Source organism: Mesorhizobium sp. M1396, assembly GCF_040317725.1.
Lineage (GTDB): Bacteria > Pseudomonadota > Alphaproteobacteria > Rhizobiales > Rhizobiaceae > Mesorhizobium.
Window position 1 is genome coordinate 40,889 of the sequence record NZ_JAMYLA010000030.1, and the last position, 18,310, is coordinate 59,198.

The 18,310-nt window shown below is 62.7% G+C and carries 15 protein-coding genes; 8 read left to right on the forward strand and 7 right to left on the reverse strand.

The window, feature by feature from the left end; genetic code table 11:
* Positions 1-8: 8 nt before the first annotated feature.
* Complete coding sequence (locus NKH02_RS20070; protein WP_352880927.1) at positions 9-1,757, reverse strand: tetratricopeptide repeat protein; 1,749 nt, start codon at positions 1,755-1,757, stop codon at positions 9-11.
* A gap of 184 nt (positions 1,758-1,941) precedes the next feature.
* A complete protein-coding gene (leuA, locus tag NKH02_RS20075) occupies positions 1,942-3,696 on the reverse strand; it encodes a 2-isopropylmalate synthase (RefSeq protein ID WP_502910977.1) in 1,755 nt (584 codons plus the stop codon).
* Between the two features lie 677 nt (positions 3,697-4,373).
* On the opposite strand from leuA, the gene NKH02_RS20080 reads away from it, so the two are divergent.
* The 3 genes from NKH02_RS20080 (at position 4,374) to NKH02_RS20090 (ending at position 7,727) form a co-directional block, all read left to right on the forward strand.
* Complete coding sequence (locus NKH02_RS20080) at positions 4,374-5,540, forward strand: ATP-grasp domain-containing protein (protein WP_352865960.1); 1,167 nt, start codon at positions 4,374-4,376, stop codon at positions 5,538-5,540.
* Positions 5,541-5,544: 4 nt separating this feature from the next.
* A complete protein-coding gene (locus NKH02_RS20085) occupies positions 5,545-6,321 on the forward strand; it encodes an esterase family protein (RefSeq protein ID WP_352865962.1) in 777 nt (258 codons plus the stop codon).
* Between the two features lie 332 nt (positions 6,322-6,653).
* Positions 6,654-7,727 (forward strand): siderophore-interacting protein, encoded by a 1,074-nt coding sequence (locus NKH02_RS20090; protein ID WP_352865963.1) that lies wholly within the window; start codon positions 6,654-6,656, stop codon positions 7,725-7,727.
* A gap of 43 nt (positions 7,728-7,770) precedes the next feature.
* Here NKH02_RS20090 and NKH02_RS20095 read toward each other — a convergent pair whose 3' ends face one another.
* The gene (locus tag NKH02_RS20095) at positions 7,771-8,670 is read right to left on the reverse strand and encodes a proline iminopeptidase-family hydrolase (protein ID WP_352880928.1); all 900 of its coding nucleotides are present in this window, start codon (positions 8,668-8,670) and stop codon (positions 7,771-7,773) included.
* Positions 8,671-8,781: 111 nt separating this feature from the next.
* Positions 8,782-9,543, reverse strand: coding sequence for a helix-turn-helix transcriptional regulator (locus NKH02_RS20100; RefSeq protein WP_352865966.1), 762 nt, complete (start codon positions 9,541-9,543; stop codon positions 8,782-8,784).
* A gap of 291 nt (positions 9,544-9,834) precedes the next feature.
* Between NKH02_RS20100 and NKH02_RS20105 the strand changes: the two genes are divergently transcribed.
* From NKH02_RS20105 to NKH02_RS20125, 5 genes are all read left to right on the forward strand, one after another.
* A complete protein-coding gene (locus tag NKH02_RS20105; RefSeq protein ID WP_352880929.1) occupies positions 9,835-11,508 on the forward strand; it encodes an ABC transporter substrate-binding protein in 1,674 nt (557 codons plus the stop codon).
* A 100-nt stretch (positions 11,509-11,608) separates the two neighbouring features.
* Positions 11,609-12,637: an ABC transporter permease gene (locus NKH02_RS20110; RefSeq protein WP_352880964.1), complete on the forward strand. Its 1,029-nt coding sequence runs from the start codon at positions 11,609-11,611 to the stop codon at positions 12,635-12,637.
* Positions 12,637-13,611, forward strand: coding sequence for an ABC transporter permease (locus NKH02_RS20115; RefSeq protein ID WP_352880931.1), 975 nt, complete (start codon positions 12,637-12,639; stop codon positions 13,609-13,611). Before NKH02_RS20110 ends, NKH02_RS20115 begins: the two co-directional genes overlap by 1 nt.
* Positions 13,601-14,620 carry an ABC transporter ATP-binding protein gene (locus NKH02_RS20120; RefSeq protein WP_352880933.1) on the forward strand — a complete coding sequence of 340 codons (1,020 nt, stop codon included), beginning with the start codon at positions 13,601-13,603 and terminating at the stop codon, positions 14,618-14,620. The genes NKH02_RS20115 and NKH02_RS20120 overlap by 11 nt, the downstream gene beginning before the upstream one ends.
* Positions 14,617-15,600: an ABC transporter ATP-binding protein gene (locus tag NKH02_RS20125; protein WP_352880935.1), complete on the forward strand. Its 984-nt coding sequence runs from the start codon at positions 14,617-14,619 to the stop codon at positions 15,598-15,600. Before NKH02_RS20120 ends, NKH02_RS20125 begins: the two co-directional genes overlap by 4 nt.
* Positions 15,601-15,608: 8 nt before the next feature.
* Here NKH02_RS20125 and NKH02_RS20130 read toward each other — a convergent pair whose 3' ends face one another.
* The 3 genes from NKH02_RS20130 to NKH02_RS20140 form a co-directional block, all read right to left on the reverse strand.
* Positions 15,609-17,714 (reverse strand): TonB-dependent siderophore receptor, encoded by a 2,106-nt coding sequence (locus NKH02_RS20130; protein WP_352880937.1) that lies wholly within the window; start codon positions 17,712-17,714, stop codon positions 15,609-15,611.
* 63 nt (positions 17,715-17,777) lie between these two features.
* The gene (locus NKH02_RS20135; protein WP_352880939.1) at positions 17,778-17,972 is read right to left on the reverse strand and encodes a hypothetical protein; all 195 of its coding nucleotides are present in this window, start codon (positions 17,970-17,972) and stop codon (positions 17,778-17,780) included.
* A gap of 71 nt (positions 17,973-18,043) precedes the next feature.
* Positions 18,044-18,289, reverse strand: coding sequence for a type II toxin-antitoxin system Phd/YefM family antitoxin (locus tag NKH02_RS20140; protein WP_352865982.1), 246 nt, complete (start codon positions 18,287-18,289; stop codon positions 18,044-18,046).
* Between the last annotated feature and the right edge of the window lie 21 nt (positions 18,290-18,310).

Sequence of the window (18,310 nt, forward strand, 5' to 3'; positions counted from 1 at the left end):
GATTGGTGTCAGCCTGGGTTGCCGAGCCCGGCCGCGCGCAGCGCCTGGACCAGCCGGTCGGTCAGGTCGGCTGGATATTTCCGCTCGACGAAGGTCGCACGTGGATCGGCGGCAAATTTAGGGAACTCGGTGGTCAGTTGGTTCAGCAGCGTGCTCACCAGATGGTCCTGTCCGGCAGCCTTGGCGCCGATCAGCCGCGCCGCCAGATAGTGCGATTTCGTTGCCGTCGTTCTCAACGCCATGCTGGCCGCGATGGCTTTGTTCATGTCGCCGAGCATGAACTCACCGACGAACACCCCGTAATCCCACCATGTCGAGTGCCCGCTGAAGGTCTCCGCTGCATGGTCAAGGATCGGCGTTCCCTCCGCGTATCGGCCGGCGAAGATCAGCCCATAGCCGTAAGCAGCGGCCATGCCGAGGTCGTAGGGATTGAGTTCGTAGGCCTTGCGCATCCAGCGGATCGCTTCGTCCGTATTGCCGAGGCGCGAACTGACGTAGCCGTAGGCGCGATGCGCATAAGGGCTGGTCGGCCCCATCTGCACGCCGCGATGGGCAAACTCCACCGCCTTCTCGATCGTCGCATTGGGCGGATAGGTATAGTGATCGGAGACCGCCTCGAGATGCAGGGAGGCCAGTTCCGAATAGACGAGCGAGGATTTCGTGCCGCCATTGGCCAGCTTCTCAAGGCACCGATAGGCAGCCTCATGGGTTCTGGCGTTCTGATCGAGATAATATTTGTCGTTGAGCAGCAGGCATTGCGTCAGACCATTTGGCGCACCGGTCTGCTCGATATAGTTGTAGATCGTGCCCGAGGCGGGAAGCGCTGAACTCAGCATGTCGGCGATACGGTCTTCGATCGCGGCAGGAGCGCTGTCGGCAGCGGTCAGATTGCGCGAAAGAAGCACCCGTCCGGACGCCATGCTTTGCAGTTCGATCGTGATGTCGCCCGTGTCCGGCCCGGGCAGGATGTCGAATATGAAGTTTGTGGCATCTTCGGCCGGATCGGCCACGGTGTCGCGGCCGATGAAGTCGATCGTATCGAAGCCGCTCAAGCCGGCGCGCAGCGACGCGGCGACACGGCTGGCGTACGTGCCCTCGGCCTTGAGGCCGATATAGACTTGCGGCAGGTCGTCAGCCATTGCCGATGACGCGATGCTTCCGGTCGCGCGGGCGGTCTCGAGCGTTGCCGACATATCGCCGCCCGTCAGCAAGGCACTCCCGCCCTGACGAAGGATCAGTACACCCAGCATGGCGATGACCAGGGCGATCGCCATCCAGAAGAAACGGAGATGGCGCACCACCGAGGGCGTGGGCGAGGGCGTCGCGGAAGTCAGCAGCGCCGCATCCGGCACACTGGCGTCGTCGGGTCGATCGGCGGATGCAGCGCCGTCCAGCTTCAGGTCCGGCAGCCTTATGGCGTTCAATTCATAGGCAGGAACATAGCCGCCGCGCGGAATGGCGATGCGGACAGGCTCGGCAACGCCCTCATTGGCAAAATAGTGCTGCAGAAGCTCGCGCAGCCTGCCTGCCTGCACCCGCACCACGGCATCGGTGGACGGATCGAAATCGCCATCCTTGCCGAAAACATCCATGGCGATGGAGAAGCCCTTGAGCCTGTCGGCTTCTCCGGCTTGTTCACGTTCGACAAGATAACGGAGCAACTTGCGCGCGCGTTCGGATCGTCCGAACGTTTGGCTGGCAAGCAGTCGCTCCAGTGTCTCGCGCACTGCGGGGGCGGCAGGCGTGGCATGCTGCAAGTGTCGATCCTCTCGAAGTCGGCACAGGTTGAGGCGCGATCATATAGGTCCCGCACCGCCACACAAGTATACACCCATTATGCGATCACATACCCCACCGGATAATTCTTCGGTGGTTAATGTCCCGAAAGATCGGAACCGATCACCAGGTTGCGGCAGTCCCGATCTTCGCTCTGGTCGTGCGTCAGCCGGCTTTTTTGCCAACGATCCGGTTGGCGGCAGACATCACCGCTTCCAGCGAGGCAGCGACGATGTTGGTGTTGATGCCGGCGCCGAACAGCTTGCCGTCAGGATATTCCATCTCGACATAGGAAATGGCCGACGCGTTCGAGCCGCGCTGCAACGAGTGCTCGGAATAGTCGAGCACCGACATCTCGACGCCGAGATGGCGCGACAGCGCATCGACGAAGCCGTCGATCGGACCGGTGCCGGTGCCCGATATCGTCACTTCCTTGCCATTGTCGAGGATGACCGCCTCGACAATGCGCCGGCCCTTGATTTCGGTGCTGGGATAGGTGTGGTGGTCGAGGAATTTCAGCCGCGCGGCAGGCTGATCGACATAAGTATCGAGAAAGCGCTCGTAGATGCGCCTTACCGGCACTTCCTTGCCCTCGGCATCGGTGATCGCCTGGATTTCCTGGCTGAATTCGATCTGCAGATTGCGCGGCAGGTTGAGGCCGTAATCGGCCTGCAGCACATAGGCGATGCCGCCCTTGCCGGACTGCGAGTTGATGCGGATGATGGCTTCGTAGCTGCGCCCGACATCAGCCGGATCGATCGGCAGATACGGCACTTCCCACAGGCTCGTATTGGCCTTCTTCAGCGCCTTCATGCCCTTGTTGATGGCATCCTGATGCGAGCCGGAAAATGCGGTGTAGACGAGTTCGCCGACATAGGGGTGCCGCTCGGGGATCTTCAACTGGTTCGAATACTCGTAGACGTCCTTCATCCGGTTGATGTCGGAGCAGTCGATCCCGGGATCGACACCTTGCGTGTACATGTTGAGCGCCAGCGTGACGATGTCGACATTGCCGGTGCGCTCGCCATTGCCGAACAGCGTGCCCTCGACGCGGTCGGCGCCGGCCATCAGGCCGAGTTCGGTGGTGGCGATGCCGGTGCCGCGGTCATTGTGCGGATGCAGCGAGACCAGCAGGTTCTCCCTGTTGTCGAGGTTGCGGCACATCCATTCGATGCGGTCGGCATAGATGTTGGGTGTCGACATCTCGACCGTCGACGGCAGGTTGACGATCAGCTTGTTGTCCGGCGTCGGCCTGACGATCTCGGTGACGGCGTTGCAGATCTCCAGCGCCACTTCGAGCTCGGTGCCGGTAAAACTCTCCGGCGAATACTCGAAGCGAAAGCCGCCGCCGGCCTTGGCCGCCATGTCGGTGATCATCTTGGCCGCATCGGTGGCGATGCGCTTGATGCCGCCGACGTCCTTTTCGAAGACGACGCGGCGCTGCAATTCGCTGGTCGAATTGTAGAAATGCACGATCGGGTTGGTGGCGCCCTTGAGCGCCTCGAAGGTGCGGGTGATCAGCTCCGGCCGGCACTGAACCAGCACCTGCAGCGAGACGTCGGCGGGCACGTTGCCCTGCTCGATGCACCAGCGGGCAAAATCGAAATCGGTCTGCGAGGCCGAGGGGAAACCGATCTCGATCTCCTTGAAGCCCATGTCGAGCAGCAGGCCGAACATGCGCGCCTTGCGCTCGTGGCCCATCGGGTCGATCAGCGCCTGGTTGCCGTCGCGCAGGTCGACCGAACACCAGATCGGCGCCTTGTCGATGACCTTCGAGGGCCAGGTGCGGTCGGTGAGGCCGACGGTCGGATAGGGCTGATATTTGCGGGCCGCGTCAGGCATGCCCCTGTTCTGGATGCTTCTTTCCACACCCTTGCCAGCTATCTCGGCATCGGAGCGGATCTCTTCTCGTGCGTTCATCGTCTTTTCTCCCGGCGGCTCATGGATCCACCCTCGGGTGGATTGATGGCGAGCGGCGCCTTTACCAGAATTTCGTTCGCTTGATGTGATTGCCAAGGAGCATGCGCTTGCGCGGCGGTTCGACCGCCGGGCGCTCCTTCAGCGAACCCGGCGATCGCCGATAAGGCCGAGAAGAAGCAGGGTCGAAGTCAGCGCGCGCACGGTCTCGCCGGAAAAACCGGTCGGACGGGAAGCGTTGGTGGCGCGCGTGCTCATGGCTGATCTCATATAGGAGCGGCTTGTGGGAGGCAAGTGGGGCCCATGGCGGGTAGGGCTCCGAACTCAGGCTAACAAAAGACCTGACGACAGCCAGTTCGGCGGTGTTGGCAGTTTTTGTGCCGGCAGCTTTTCACGATAGGAATTTTTTCTTGATTCCGTGACCTCAGCTATGGTACATGTTCGTCCATGGTGCTGATTTGCGCCAGTGACCCGCCGCACAGGCGGGTTTTTCATTTGACGCTCCGTCAGCCAACGCGCCGGCGAAGGAACCCGTTAACCCGAGTTCGTTGCCCTGGCATTGCTGGCCGGATCTGCTGGATATTATCCCTACCGCACGTGCTCTTCCCCAGGCGCGGCAAATGCGCCAGACTTGGGCGTCGACAGGGTTGCGATGTCCTGTCGCCGGGAGGGAGTCGTCCATGAATTTCGTGTTCTTCTCGCCGCATTTTCCCGCCAATGGCGTGGATTTCTGCGACCGTTTGAAGAAGGCCGGAGCCAGGGTGCTCGGCATCGGCGACGCACCCTATGACGCGCTCGACGCCAAGCTGAAGGCGGCGCTTTCGGAATATTACCGTGTCGCCGACATGGAGGACTACGATCCGGTGTTCCGGGCGATGGGGTATTTCATACACAAATGGGGCCGGATCGATCGTTTCGAATCGCTCAACGAACACTGGCTGGAACTCGAAGCCAACATCCGCACCGACTTCAACATCTATGGCACCAAGCTCGATTTCGTGAAGAATTTGAAGCGCAAGAGCCGCATGCGCGCCTTCTTCCGCAAGAGCGGTGTCGACACCATCGCGCAGCGCAAATGCTCCGACCGCGCTGGGGCCATGACCTTTATCCGCCGCGTCGGCTACCCGGTGGTGGTCAAGCCAGACAGCGGCTCGGGCGCCTCGAACACCTTCAAGATCTCCAACGCCAAGGAGCTCGACCAGTTCTTCAGGGACAAGCCCGAGGACGTGACGTTCGTCATGGAGCAGTTCATCGAGGGGCTGGTGGTGACCTTCGACGGGCTGGTCAATCGCGACGGCGAGGTGGTGCTGGCGGCGAGCCATCGTTACGACCAGAGCGTCATGGAGGTGGTCAACAAGGATCGCCACATGAGCTACCTTTGTTTTCCCAGGATCAGCCCGGCGGTCGAGGAGGCCGGCCGCAAGATCCTGAAGGCATTCGACGTGCGCGAGCGCTTCTTCCATATCGAGTTGTTCGAGACCAAGGACGACCGGGTCATCGCGCTGGAGGTCAACATGCGCCCGCCCGGCGCCTGGATGACCGATGCCATCAACTACACCTTCGACATCGACGTCTATGCGGCATGGGCCGACATGGTGGTCAGGGATGCCGCCGGCGGTCCCTATGAGGGCAAGTATTTCACCGCCTACGCCAGCCGCAAGCGACGCCTCCACTATTTGCACAGCCATGAGGACGTGTTAGCCGCCCATGGCGACAAGATCGTCCATCATCAGGCCATCGAAGAGGTTTTCAGCCGCGCCATGGGAAATTACGCCTACCAGATGCGCTCGAAGGACGAAGCAGCGCTGCGCGAGGCGGTCGCCTATATCCACGCGGAAAAGGTGTGAGGCGATGGACATCTCCTATCACAAGAGTTCCTCGGGCAAGCTCGGCCGCGACATGGAGTACAAGCGCTACGGCCACGCCGGCCGGCCGGTGGTGGTGTTCCCGACCTCGCAGGGACGGTTCTACCAGTTCGAGGATTCCGGCGGGGTGGCTGCACTGGCCGAGTTCATCGACACCGGCCGCATCCAGCTGTTCACGGTCGATGGCGTCGATTCGGAATCCTTCTTCGACAAGCATGCGGACGCCGCGCACCGCATCGCCCGCCACGAGGCCTATTTCCGCTATGTGCGCGAGGAGGCGCTGCCGGAATTCCTGTCGGCAGCCGAGCAAGCCAATGGCGGACGCAAGCTGAAGCCGCTGTTTTCGGGCTGTTCGATGGGCGGCTACCACTCGTCGAACTTCGTCTTCCGCTTTCCCGAACTGGCCAGCGGCGTCATTGCGCTCTCGGGCGTCTATTCGGCCCGCGACTTCTTCGGCAAGGCGTTGGAAGGCGACATCTTCTACAATTCGCCGCTCGACTATCTGCCCGGCATCGTCGACCCCAAGCTGCTTGCCCGCCTGAAGGCGTTGCGGCTGATCTTCTGCTGCGGGCAGGGCGCCTGGGAAGAGCGGATGCTGGTCGAAACACGCAAGCTGGAACAGATCCTGCGCGACAAATCCATTCCCGCCTGGGTCGATTATTGGGGCGGCGATGTCAGCCATGACTGGCCGTGGTGGCACAAGCAACTGGTCTATTTCTTCGGCCGCTGGCTGGATGAAGACCTGATGCACAGGCTGGACTGACGTGCGTTGATATTCAGCCGGCCTGCGAAAGACGGCTCGGCCTGAATCTCAACACACCTCGGGCGCGGACGAATGAGCACATCCGACTTGGCCGTGTCCAGTTCAGGATGCTGTGGCCCTCCATCGCCATTTGTCGCTGAAGGTGCGCGTGTTCGTCGATTTCCTTCCTGAACGGCTTGCGGCGGCGGCAAGCGGCTCGTAGAGCGCCGTCCAGAAAAATATGACTATTCTAATCATGTTTCTGTGGAAACACCGGAGCGGCTGTGGCATGGCGGTGGCGGCGATGGCGCCGCGTGGCGTCTTGTCCCGAACCGTTTCGAAGGACTTGAGTGATGGACCAACTGAGCGCGCAAACCCGTATCCGCGACGAGGCGATCAGGTCGGCGATGGACAGGCTGCGTGCCGAACACGGCGAATTCGAGATCGACACCGGCGTCGCCGACCGATGGGAGCTTCGCCTGCATTATGGGTCGCTGATCGCCACGCTCGAGGATGACGGCATGCTGATCCGTGTCGCGGCAATGGACGAAACCTGCCTGTCCTACATGAAGATGACGGTCGCCGGCCATGTCGCCGAACATCTTGGCACGGCCAGCGGGCTGCGCTGGCAAGGCGACGGCGTTGACGCCGGCACGCCGGTCTTCTTTCGCGAGATCATGGTGATGGCGTCGACGCGGATCTCGGCGCATATGCAGCGCCTGCGCTTCGCCGGCAAGGATCTCGGCCGGTTCACCCATGGCGGCCTGCACATGCGGTTGCTGTTGCCGCCGCATGGGCGACGGCCGGTCTGGCCGTCGATGGGTGCCGACGGGCTGCTTGTCTGGCCCTCGGGCGACGATGTCCTTACCGTGCGGGTCTACACGATCCGGGCGGTGGATGCCGCACACGGCTGGCTCGATGTCGATTTCGTCCTGCACCCTGGCCAGAACACGCCCGCCGCCACCTTCGCGCAAAACGCACGGACGGGAGACGTCATCGGTATGATCGGACCCGGCGGCGGCGACACCCCGGTGGCGCGGACCCTGCTTCTGCTCGGCGACGACACCGCATTGCCCGCCATGGCCAGGATCCTCGAGCATCTGCCGCCGTCAACCCGCGCCGAGGTACTCATCGAGGTCGATGGCCCGGATGACCGGATCGCGCTGGCGCAAGGGGAAAATATCGACATCACCTGGCTTTACCGGCATGGCCGTGAAGCCGGCACCGCCGGCCTGTTGCCGGCCGCCTTGCGGGAGCGCAGTCACATCGCGCTTGCCGACGGCCTTTATGTCTGGGCCGGATGCGAATTCGGCGATTTCCGGGAGATCCGCAAGATCGTGCGCAAGCAATGGAACCTGTCGCGCGACCAACACCTGGTCACGGCCTACTGGCGCCGGGACGCGCACAGCGAGGGCGACGGCGAGTAACCGTCGATCTCCTGTCGACGTTCGCTACCGCGCGAAGCGGCGGTCAGTCATGGCGGGCCAGAAACGCCTCGGTGACCGCGATGCAATCCTGCCTTTCCTCGACATGCGGCATGTGGCTCGAGAGTGGGAAGACATGGCCTTCGACCGTGGGAATGTGGTCGAGGAAGGGCTGGACACAGGCGGCCGTGGCTTCATCGAAAAGGCCGCGAAAGGCCAGTGTCGGCGCTTCGATCAGCGGCAGGCGGTCGATGATCGACCAGTCGCGCATGGTGCCAACAACGTGGAATTCATTGGGGCCGTTCATCGTGTGATAGACGGTGGGATCGGCGTCGATGGCGGCAAAGGTACGCGCCACCTCGACCGGCCAAGGCACGACGCGGCAGACGTGCCGGTCGTAGAACGCCTGCGTCGCCGCGAGGTAATCAGGATGGTCCGTCGTCCCGTCCGCTTCGTGGCGATCGAGCGCCTGTCTCACTGCTGCCGGCAGCTGCGCGCGCAGTTGCCCCGCGCCTTCGACCCACAGCTTCATCGAGGCGAGCGAGTTGGCGAGCACCAGTGCCTTGAGGCCCGCTGGCCGGCGCACCGCATGCTCGGCGCCGAGCATGCCGCCCCAGGATTGCCCGAGCAGGGCGTAACGCTGCTGGATGCCGAGATGGGCGAGCAGCGCATCCAGTTCGCCAAGGAAGAATTCGACCGTCCAGAAGTCGCCGCACTTGTGCGGCAGATGGGTGGATCGTCCGTTGCCGATCTGGTCGTAGTGGACCACCGCGCGGCCGAAGCCGGCAATGTCCTTGAAGCTGTCGACATAGTCGTGGGTGCAGCCGGGTCCACCATGGGCAACGACCAGCGGCAGCCTGCCCGACCCCAGGTCTCCCGTCACGCGGTACCAGGTCCTGTATGGCCCGTGGGCGCTGAACCCTTCCGATATTGCAAGGTCGTCCATCGTGTCCCTCCGCCTGGCTGGCTCATCGGCGGCCGCTCATCAACGGTCTCCGACGGTGTTCGCGGCAAAGGGTACAGAGGCGGACCGGCAAGCGACCAGCTAGCAATAACGTTAGTTTTGATGGCGCCGGCGGGACAGGTCCTGGTCCTGGCTGATCGGCCCGAGCAACCGGTAGTGGGCCGCCAAAGCGATGGCGTGGAAGCGGTTGCGGGCGCCGAGTTTGCGGCTGGCGGCGTTGAGATGCAGCGTCGCGGTCGGCACGCTGCGGCAGATTTCATGGGCGATCTGCTTGGCCGTCAACCCGCAAGCGGCGAGGCTCAGACACTGGCGTTCCCGTGACGTCAGGTGGAAATACTGACTTGTCCGGGTGCGCTGATCGAAACCGGCATAGACGCAATCGTGGAACAGGTGACCGAGGTCGCCAATGCCGGGCAGCATCCCTTGTGCCTCGGCTTCGAAATTCGGCTCCGGATCGAGGCGGATGGCGGTGAAGGTGGCGAGATCGCCGCCGTCGAAGCGGATCGGCACCGTCACGCCGCATGTCATCTTGGTGTCCAGCAGATAGCCTATCACCGGGTCATGCTTGCGTTGCAGAATGCGTCGCATGACCGGGCTCTGCGAGCCCTTATGCGACCACAGAAATGGTCGTGACACCGCGAGTGCCGCCTCCTGCACCGGATCGAGCTGATAGTAACCACCCTTGCACCACAGGTCCTGCATGTCGGACGGCACGTTGGCGAGGGCCATCAGCGAAGGCGTGATCAACTCGCCTTCATGACTGACCGGGACCGGCGTATAGTCATAAATCAGCGAGGTAAAACCTGCGGGCGCAAGCACGCGCATCGCCGCCGCCATCGCGGCGTCGATTCCCATGCCTGTGTGAAATTCGCTCTCGAAATCGCCGGACACGCCTTGCATGAGCAAAAGCTTACTCGCCAGCCAATGTTTGTCAAACAGGCATGTTCGTAAAATGCTCAACAAATGAGCACAGCACGATCACGGCTTGTTGTCCGCGACGCGTCTGGAGGGACAAAACTATCTTAATTCACAGCTATCCCGGCGGGTTTCGTGCGCCATACGCTGTGTACAATGGATCGCGGTCCGGCGTGTGCCACGGCGCACATCGTGGTTTGCAATCACCCACTTCCCCAGAGGAGCAAGACGATGCGGTCCCGGAATGTTTTTAGCGCAATGATGGCCGGTGTCGGCCTGGCTGGCCTGATGCTGATGGCGCCCGTGACAGGTGCGGCCGCGCAAGAAGGCAAGGCTGGCGGGACGCTGAAGCTTCTCGCCAACGCCGCTGCCGGCACGATCGATCCGCAAATCAACTACACGCTGCAATATTTCCAGATCAACTACGTCCTCTATGATGGGCTGGTGACCTTCCGCAAGACCGGCGACAAGACCGGTTTCGAGGTGGTGGCGGACCTGGCCGAGAGCTTGCCCAAGCCGGAAGACGGCGGCAAGAAATACGTCTTCAAGCTGCGCAAGGGCATCAAGTTCGCCGACGGATCGGACCTGACGACGGCCGATGTCGTGGCGTCGTTCCAGCGCATGTTCAAGATCAGCGGTCCCACGACGGGTACGCTCTACAATGGCATCGTCGGCGTCGACACATGTCTCAAGACGCCGGCGACCTGCAGGCTCGACGGCGGCGTCGTCGCCGATGAGGCGGCAAGCACCGTCACCTTCAATCTGGTGGCGCCCGATCCGGACTTCCTGCAGAAGATCTCGATCCCGCACGCCGCGATCCTGCCCGCCGAGGCGCCTCTCAAGGATTCGGGGACCGCGCCCATTCCCGGCACCGGGCCCTACATGATCGCCACCTACGATCCCAACAGCCTGCTCAAGATGGTGCGCAACCCGCATTTCAAGGAATGGAGCAAGGAGGCGCAGCCGGCAGGCTATCCCGACGAGATAGACTATGGCTTCGGTCTCACCGACGAGGCGGCGGTCACCGCCGTGGAGAATGGCCAGGCCGACTGGATGTTCGATCCGCCGCCGGCGGACCGGTTGGCGGAACTGGGCACGAAATACGCCAAGCAGGTGTCCGTGCATCCGCTGACGGCGATGTGGTATGCGCCGATGAATACCAATCTCGCGCCGTTCAACGACATCCGCGTGCGGCAGGCGGTCAACTACGCCATCGACCGGTCGGCCATCGTCAAGCTGTTCGGCGGCAGCAATCTGGCGCAGCCTTCCTGCCAGATCCTGCCGCCGGATTTCCCGTCCTACGCTCCTTATTGCCCGTTCACGGCCAATCCCGGCGAAAAGTGGTCGGCGCCTGACCTGGAGAAAGCCAAAGCGCTGGTCGCCGCCTCTGGCACGGCTGGACAGGAGGTGACGATCATCACCGAGGACACCGAAGTGTCGAAGTCGATCGGCGTGTATCTGCAGGATGTGCTGAACGGGCTGGGCTACAAGACCTCGATCAAGCCGATCTCGCAGAACATCCAGTTCACCTATATCCAGAACACCAACAACAAGGTGCAGATTTCCGTCTCGCAGTGGTTCCAGGACTATCCCGCGCCATCGGATTTCCTGCAGGTGCTGTTCAGCTGTGCCTCGTTCACACCCGGCTCGGACGCCTCGGTCAACATTTCCGGCTTCTGCGACAAGTCGATCGACCAGAAGATGGGCGAGGCTCAGACCGCCACGATCGCCGATCCTGCCAAGGGCGCGCAACTGTGGACCGCCGTCGACAAGGCGGTCACCGACGCAGCGCCGGTGGCCGTGCTGTTCACGCCGAAGCGCGTCGACCTGATCTCGCCGCGGCTGAAGAATTTCGTCTTCAGCCCGCAATTCTACTGGATCATGAGCCAGTCATGGGTCGAGTGACCGGGGGTTGAGTGATCAGGCCAAGTCCGATCCGCGGCGGAACGATGCGCAATCCTCCGCCGCGGTTGCTTTTCCCGCCGATCTGAAATTCATACCCATCATGGACAATTCGAGTGGTGGGCAAGCGCTGGTTCGGAGCCGCCGGGGCGCCGAGGGGCCATGGCGGACGGCGTGGCGCAAGCTCAGGGCCGACCGGGCTGCCATCATGGCGTTCGGCGTGCTGGTGCTGATCACCGCCGCTTCGCTGGCAGCCCCGCTTTATGCCCGCCATGTGGCGCAGAGCGATCCTTTCGCCACCAACCTCAATGGCGAGATCGTCATAGACGGCCAGATCCGGCAGGTGCTGGAGCCTTCGACCGAGGGCCTTGGCCTCGGATTCACGCCGCTTGGCCCGACCTGGGATTTCGGACCCTATATGCTGGGCGCCGACAATCAGGGTCGTGACGTCGCAGCGCGCCTGCTTTACGGCGGTCGCAATTCGCTGCTGATTGCCGGCGCCGCGGCGCTGATATGCCTTGGCCTGGCGACATTGCTCGGCGTCGTCTCCGGCTTTTTCGGCGGTCTTGTCGACACCTTGCTGTCGCGCATTCTCGACGTGCTATGGGCGTTTCCCATCTTCCTGCTGGCGATTTCGCTGTCGATCGTCCTGATCACGCAAAGCATCACCATCGGCCCGATCGAAATCCGCTCCGGCAGTCTCTGGCTGCCGACCTTCATCATCGGCATCGTCTATGTGCCTTACGTCGCCAGGCCCATCCGCGGTCATGTCCTGTCGTTGATGCAGGCCGAGTTCGTCACGGCCGCGATCGGCATTGGCGCGTCGCCGTGGCGTATCCTGCTCTATGATATCCTCCCCAATGTGATCACCCGGGTCATCGTTTTCGTGCCGCTCATCCTGGCGCTGAACATGATGACGGAATCCTCGCTTTCCTTCCTGTCCATCGGCGTGCAGCCGCCCGATGCGAGCTGGGGTACCATCATCCAGGACGGGCAGGGGCTTCTCTATTCACGCCCGATCGTCGCCCTGGCGCCGGGACTGGCGATCGTCATCACGGTGCTGGCGCTGAACATATTGGGCGATGGTGTGCGCGATGCGCTCGACCCGAAGTCGTCGATCAGGGTCGTCTGATGCTGACGGCGCTCATTTCCAGGCTCGGCCAAATGGTGCTGGTGATGTTCGGCATCAGCGTCGTCGCCTTCTTGATCTTTTTCGCTACCCCGGGCGCCGATCCGTCGGCGCGCATCGCTGGGCGCAACGCATCGCAGGAGACGCTGGTCCAAGTGCGGCACGATTTCGGCCTCGACAGGCCGCTGCCCGTACAATACGCGCTGATGATGAAGCGGCTGTTCATCAGCCGCGATCTCACCTCCTTCGTCAATCGCGGGCAGAAGGTCGTTCCAACGGTGCTCGAGGCGATCCCGATCACTCTGTCGCTGGTGCTTGGCGCCGCCGTCTTCTGGGTTCTCGGCGGGCTGATCGTCGGCGTTGTCGCCGGCGCGACGCGCGGCACGTGGCTCGACCGGACGCTGATGATCCTCAGCCTGATCGGCGTGTCGATACCGGTCTTCTGGCTGGGCGAGGTCGCCAATCTGGTCACGCAGAGCCGCTGGCATGACAGCTGGCTGTTCTCGTGGGTGCCGCCGCTCGGCTATATCCCCTTCACCGAGGATCCCTGGGGCTGGTTCAAGGCGCTTGTCATTCCCTGGTTCACGCTCGCCACGCTTTATATCGGACTTTACGGCCGCGTGCTGCGGGCCTCGATCATCGAGACCATGCAGGAGGATTTCATCCGCACCGCGCGCGCCAAGGGCATCGGCGAGCGGCGGGTGCTGCTGCATCACGGCTTAAGAACCTCGCTCGTCGCCTTCGTCACCATGTTCGGGCTCGATTTTGGCGCCTTGGTCGGCGGCGGCGCCTTGCTGACGGAGGTGGTGTTCGGCCTGCAAGGGGTCGGCAAGCTCACCTACGGGGCCTTGCAGACGCTCGATCTGCCGATGATCCTGGCGACGGTCATCTACGCCTCGTTCTTCGTGGTGATGGCCAATTTCATTGTCGACGTTGTCTTTGTCTTCATCGATCCGAGGGTTAGAGATGCCCACTGACAAGCCGCTGCTGGTCGTCGAGAATCTGTGCGTCTCGTTCCGCACCGAGGGCGGTGCGGTGCCTGCCGTCAGCGGCGTCTCGTTCTCGCTCGCGCAGCGCGAGATCCTAGGCGTCGTCGGTGAAAGCGGTTCGGGCAAGAGCCAGACCTTGCTCGCCATTCTGGGCTTGATCAGCAGTCCCAACGCCGTCGTCACCGGGTCGGTGCGTTTTCTCGGCCAGGAGTTGCTTGGGCTCAAGCGCCGGGCCCTCGACGCCATTCGCGGCCGGCAGATCGGGATGATCTTCCAGGATCCGATGACGGCGCTGACGCCGGTACATACGATCGGCGACCAGATCATCGAGCAGATCCGCGCGCATGAGCGGGTGTCGCGCGCCGCCGCGCGCAAGCGGGCGGTGGACTTGCTCGACGCGGTTGGATTGCCGAGCCCCGACAGCGCCGTCGACCGCTACCCCCACCAGCTGTCAGGCGGCATGCGTCAGCGCGCCGTGATCGCGATGGCGCTGTCATGCAATCCGGCATTGCTGATCGCCGATGAGCCGACGACGGCGCTCGACGTGACGGTGCAGGCGCAGATCCTGGAACTGATCGGCCGATTGCGCAATGAGTTCGGATCCGCCGTCATCCTGGTCACCCATGACCTCGGCGTGGTCGCCGAAGTCGCCGACCGCGTGCTGGTGATGTATGCCGGGCGCGTTGTCGAGGAGGGCGGCAAGGGGCAGCTTTTCCGCGAGCCGCTTCACCCCTACGCGTGGGGGCTTTTCGGGTCGATCCCGCCGATGCACGGTCCGCGGCCCGCACGGCTGACGGCCATTCCCGGCAGCCCGCCGAAACTGAGCCAGATGCCGCAGGGCTGCGCTTTCGGGCCGCGTTGCACATTCCGCCATGAAGCCTGTGCCGCCCAGCCTGCGCTCGGTGGAGCGGGCGGGCATCGGTCGGCTTGCTTTCTTCCGCAGGACGGCCGCCAGGATCTGCGCCGGACGCTGGCTGGCAGGGCCGTGCCGGCATGAGCGAAACCAGGCCGAAACCGCTGGTGCGGACCAGCGATCTGTCGAAACACTATCCGGTCGGGCGCCCGCCCTTTCAACGGCGGATCGTCCATGCCGTGGAGCAGATCTCGCTCGACATCTTCCCGGGCGAGACGCTTGGTATCGTCGGCGAGTCGGGCTGCGGAAAATCGACACTGGGGCGCTGCCTCGTCCGTCTCACGGAAATCACCTCCGGGTCACTGGAATTCGAAGGCCTCGATATCACCAGAGCCTCGCAGCGGCAGCTTCGGCCGATACGGCGCCAGATGCAGATGGTGTTTCAGGATCCCGCCGCTTCGCTCAACCCGCGCCGCCGCGTCGGCGACCTGCTGGCGGACCCTTTCCGCGTGCATGAAAGACTGTCGCGATCGGAAATGGCGGATCGCGTCGAGGAATTGCTGGTCCGCGTCGAACTGCTTCCCGAGCATGCCCAGCGTTTCCCGCATGAATTCTCGGGCGGACAGCGCCAGCGGATCGGCATCGCACGCGCCTTGGCGCTGCGGCCGCGGCTGATCGTTGCCGATGAGCCGGTGTCGGCGCTGGACGTGTCGATCCAGGCGCAGATCATCAACCTGCTTTGCGACCTGCGTGACGAATTCAACCTGACCTATGTGTTCATCGCCCACGACCTCTCGGTGGTCAGGCAGTTCTCGTCGCGGGTGGCGGTCATGTATATGGGTTCGATCGTCGAAACAGGGCCCGTCGACGCTGTCTTTTCAGCGCCGCGGCATCACTACACCATAGCGCTTCGCTCGGCGGTGCCGGTACCCGACGTCGACAACCGGCCAGGCCAGCGGATCATGCTCAAGGGTGATCTGCCGAGCCCGCTCGACCCGCCGTCAGGCTGCCGTTTCCATACGCGTTGCGTGGCGGCGACTTCGGTCTGCCGCCACGAGCGTCCGGTACTTTCGCTCGTCGACAAGAACCACTTCGTCGCCTGCCATCATCCGAGGGCGGGCTAGGCTCTCCGTCAGAAGCGGTAGCGCAGGCTGGCGAACAGCGAGCGGCCTTCGTCGCGGTAGCAATAGCCGGCGGAGCAGATGGTCTTCTGGCTGTCGAACAGGTTCTTGGCGTTGACCTGCAGCTTGACGCCTTCGAGCTTCGGATTGCGGTTGCCGAAATCATAGGAGAGCGAGGCGTCGACGAAGGCGCGGGCGCTGTTCTTGAACGTGTTGGTGTCGTCGCCATAGCTCGAACCGGCGAAGCGCACGCCCGTGCCGAGCCCCAGCCCTTCCAGCGTGCCGTTCTCGAACTGATAGTGGCCCCACAGCGACAAGATGTGGTTCGGCGTCGCTGATAGCTCCTTGCCATCGGTTCCTTCGGCGCCCTGCTCGATCCTCACGCGAAGATACGTATAGGAAGCGATGAAGCTGAAGCCATTGTCGAGCGAGGCACTGGCTTCCAGTTCGATACCGCGCGAATTCAGGTCGAGCTGGCGCTGCTTGTTGATGCCGGTCGAGGCATCGAAGACGACACCGTCCTTCTGGTCGATGTCGAACAGCGCGGCGCTGACGGTCGCATTGTAGTTCGGGATCTCGTATTTGACGCCGATCTCCTTCTGCGTCGCGATGGTCGGGCGGGCGACGCGGCCGACAGGGCTGGCAACGTCGTCATAGACGAAGCCGATGTTGGGTGAGAACGAGGTCGAATAGTTGACATAGGGCGTGATGCCCCATTCGGTCTGGTAGGACAGGCCGAGACGGCCTGAAAAGGCGCTGTCCTTCTGCTTCGACGTGCTGTCGTCGGCCGCTGTGGAGGTGGTGTCGACCCAGTCGTAGCGGCCGCTGGTGAACAGGGTGAAGTCGTTCCACTCCATCTGGTCGTGCAGGTAGACGCCGAGCTGGTTCATCTGCTGTCCGCCGGAGTGGGGAACCGGCATCGCCTTGATGTCATCGACAGAGATATAGGACAGGCCGCTGGCGGCATCATAGTCCGACCAGGCGTAGTCGATGCCGCCGACGGCGGTGTGCTTGACCGGTCCCGTGTCGAACTCGAACTGCGCCATGTTGTCGACGACGAAGTTCTTCATGGTCTCGGTGTAGTGGCCCCAGTAGCGCCTCAAGTCGGCGCCGTCCGGATAGTGGCCGCTGTACTCGATGTCGCTGTCGACGGCGTTGTAGCGCAGGTTCTGGCGCACCGTCAGCAGGTCGTTGAAACGATGCTCGAACTCGTAGCCGATGCGGCCCTGGCTCTGGGCAAAATCGTTCCAGGCCGGATCGCCCTCATAGAGGTTGGACAGCACGCCATAGCCTGAATTGTAGAAGGCCGCCGTGCCACCGGTGACCGATTTCGAATATTCCCCAAGAATGGTGAGCTTGGTGTCCTCGTCCGGCTTGAAGGTGACGGCCGGCGCCAGGTAGATCTTGTCGTCGGGATAGCCCGACAATTCGGTATCGCTTTTGCGGCCGAGGCTGGTGAAGCGATAGAGGATGCTGCCATCCTCGTTCACGGGTCCGGAAGCGTCAAGGGCTGCCTGAAACCGGTTGTGCTCGCCGGCAAGCAGTTCGATCTCGCGGAACGGCTCATCCTTGGGGCGCTTGGTGACGACATTGACGATGCCGCCCGGGCCGCTGACGCCGTAAAGCGACGATGCCGGGCCTTTCAGGATGGTGACGCCCTCGATGCCGTAGGGCTCGGTCCTGAACCAGGCCGAGGGGCCGTTGTACTGGCGCAGCCCGTCGCGGAACATGCCATTATAGAAGGCCTGGAAGCCGCGCAGGAAAAACGCGTCGTAGCGGGTGTCGAAGCCGAAGCTGTTGGGATTGGCGCTAGCCGTGTAGCCGAGCGTTTCGTTCAGCGTGCGCGGCTTCTGGTCTTCGATCTGCTTCTGCGTAACGACCGAAACGGCCTGCGGAATCCTGGCGAGCGGCGTGTCGGTCTTGGTGCCGATGCGGTCCTTCTTGGCGACGTAGCCATCCTGCTTCAGGATCTCGTTGCTCTGCGCGGTGACCTCGATCTTGCCGAGCATGGTGGCCGTTTCGCCGTCCTGGGCATGCGCGGCGCCGGACTGGCCGAGCATTGCCGCGCCGCCCAACAATGAGATCCCCTGGCGCCATGTCATCGGCCTTGTTCGCATCAACCCGTCTCCACCGTCTCATGCTTGATTGCGTTCCCGCGTTCTCAAATATGAGTATAGGAGTCAAGTATTTTTCTCCGCATCGGCCCAGGCTGTCATGGGCTGTTGCTGAGCGGCACTGCTAACGGATTCGACCGATCGGTTTTGAGTTTCTGGGGCGGCGGCTTTGACTAATGCCTGACGCTTCTCGCCACCAGGCGTGCGACGCTCGGGCCGACCAGCAGCACGATCAGAAATCGTGCCGATTGCAGCGACCATAGTCCGTCCTCAGCAAAAGGACGTCTTCCACGATTGCCCGAGCGACAGCAAGTGGGTGTCGAGTGATAGTTTCACGCGTTGGTGCCGAACAGTTGCTCGACCTCTCCGTCGCCCATGCGATCGAAATCGTCGGGGACGGAAAGCTGGCCGGCCATAAAACCGATCCGTCGTGCCTGCGCCGATGCAGGCTGGTCGATCGGCACGACTTTGACCAATGGTTTGCCCGCCTTGGCGATGATGAACGGCTCACCTTTGGCGGCCTGGTCAACGAGACGTGAAAGATTGGCCTTTGCATTGTGAATGTTCACGGTCTGCATCGCAGTTGGCTCCGTTGGCAT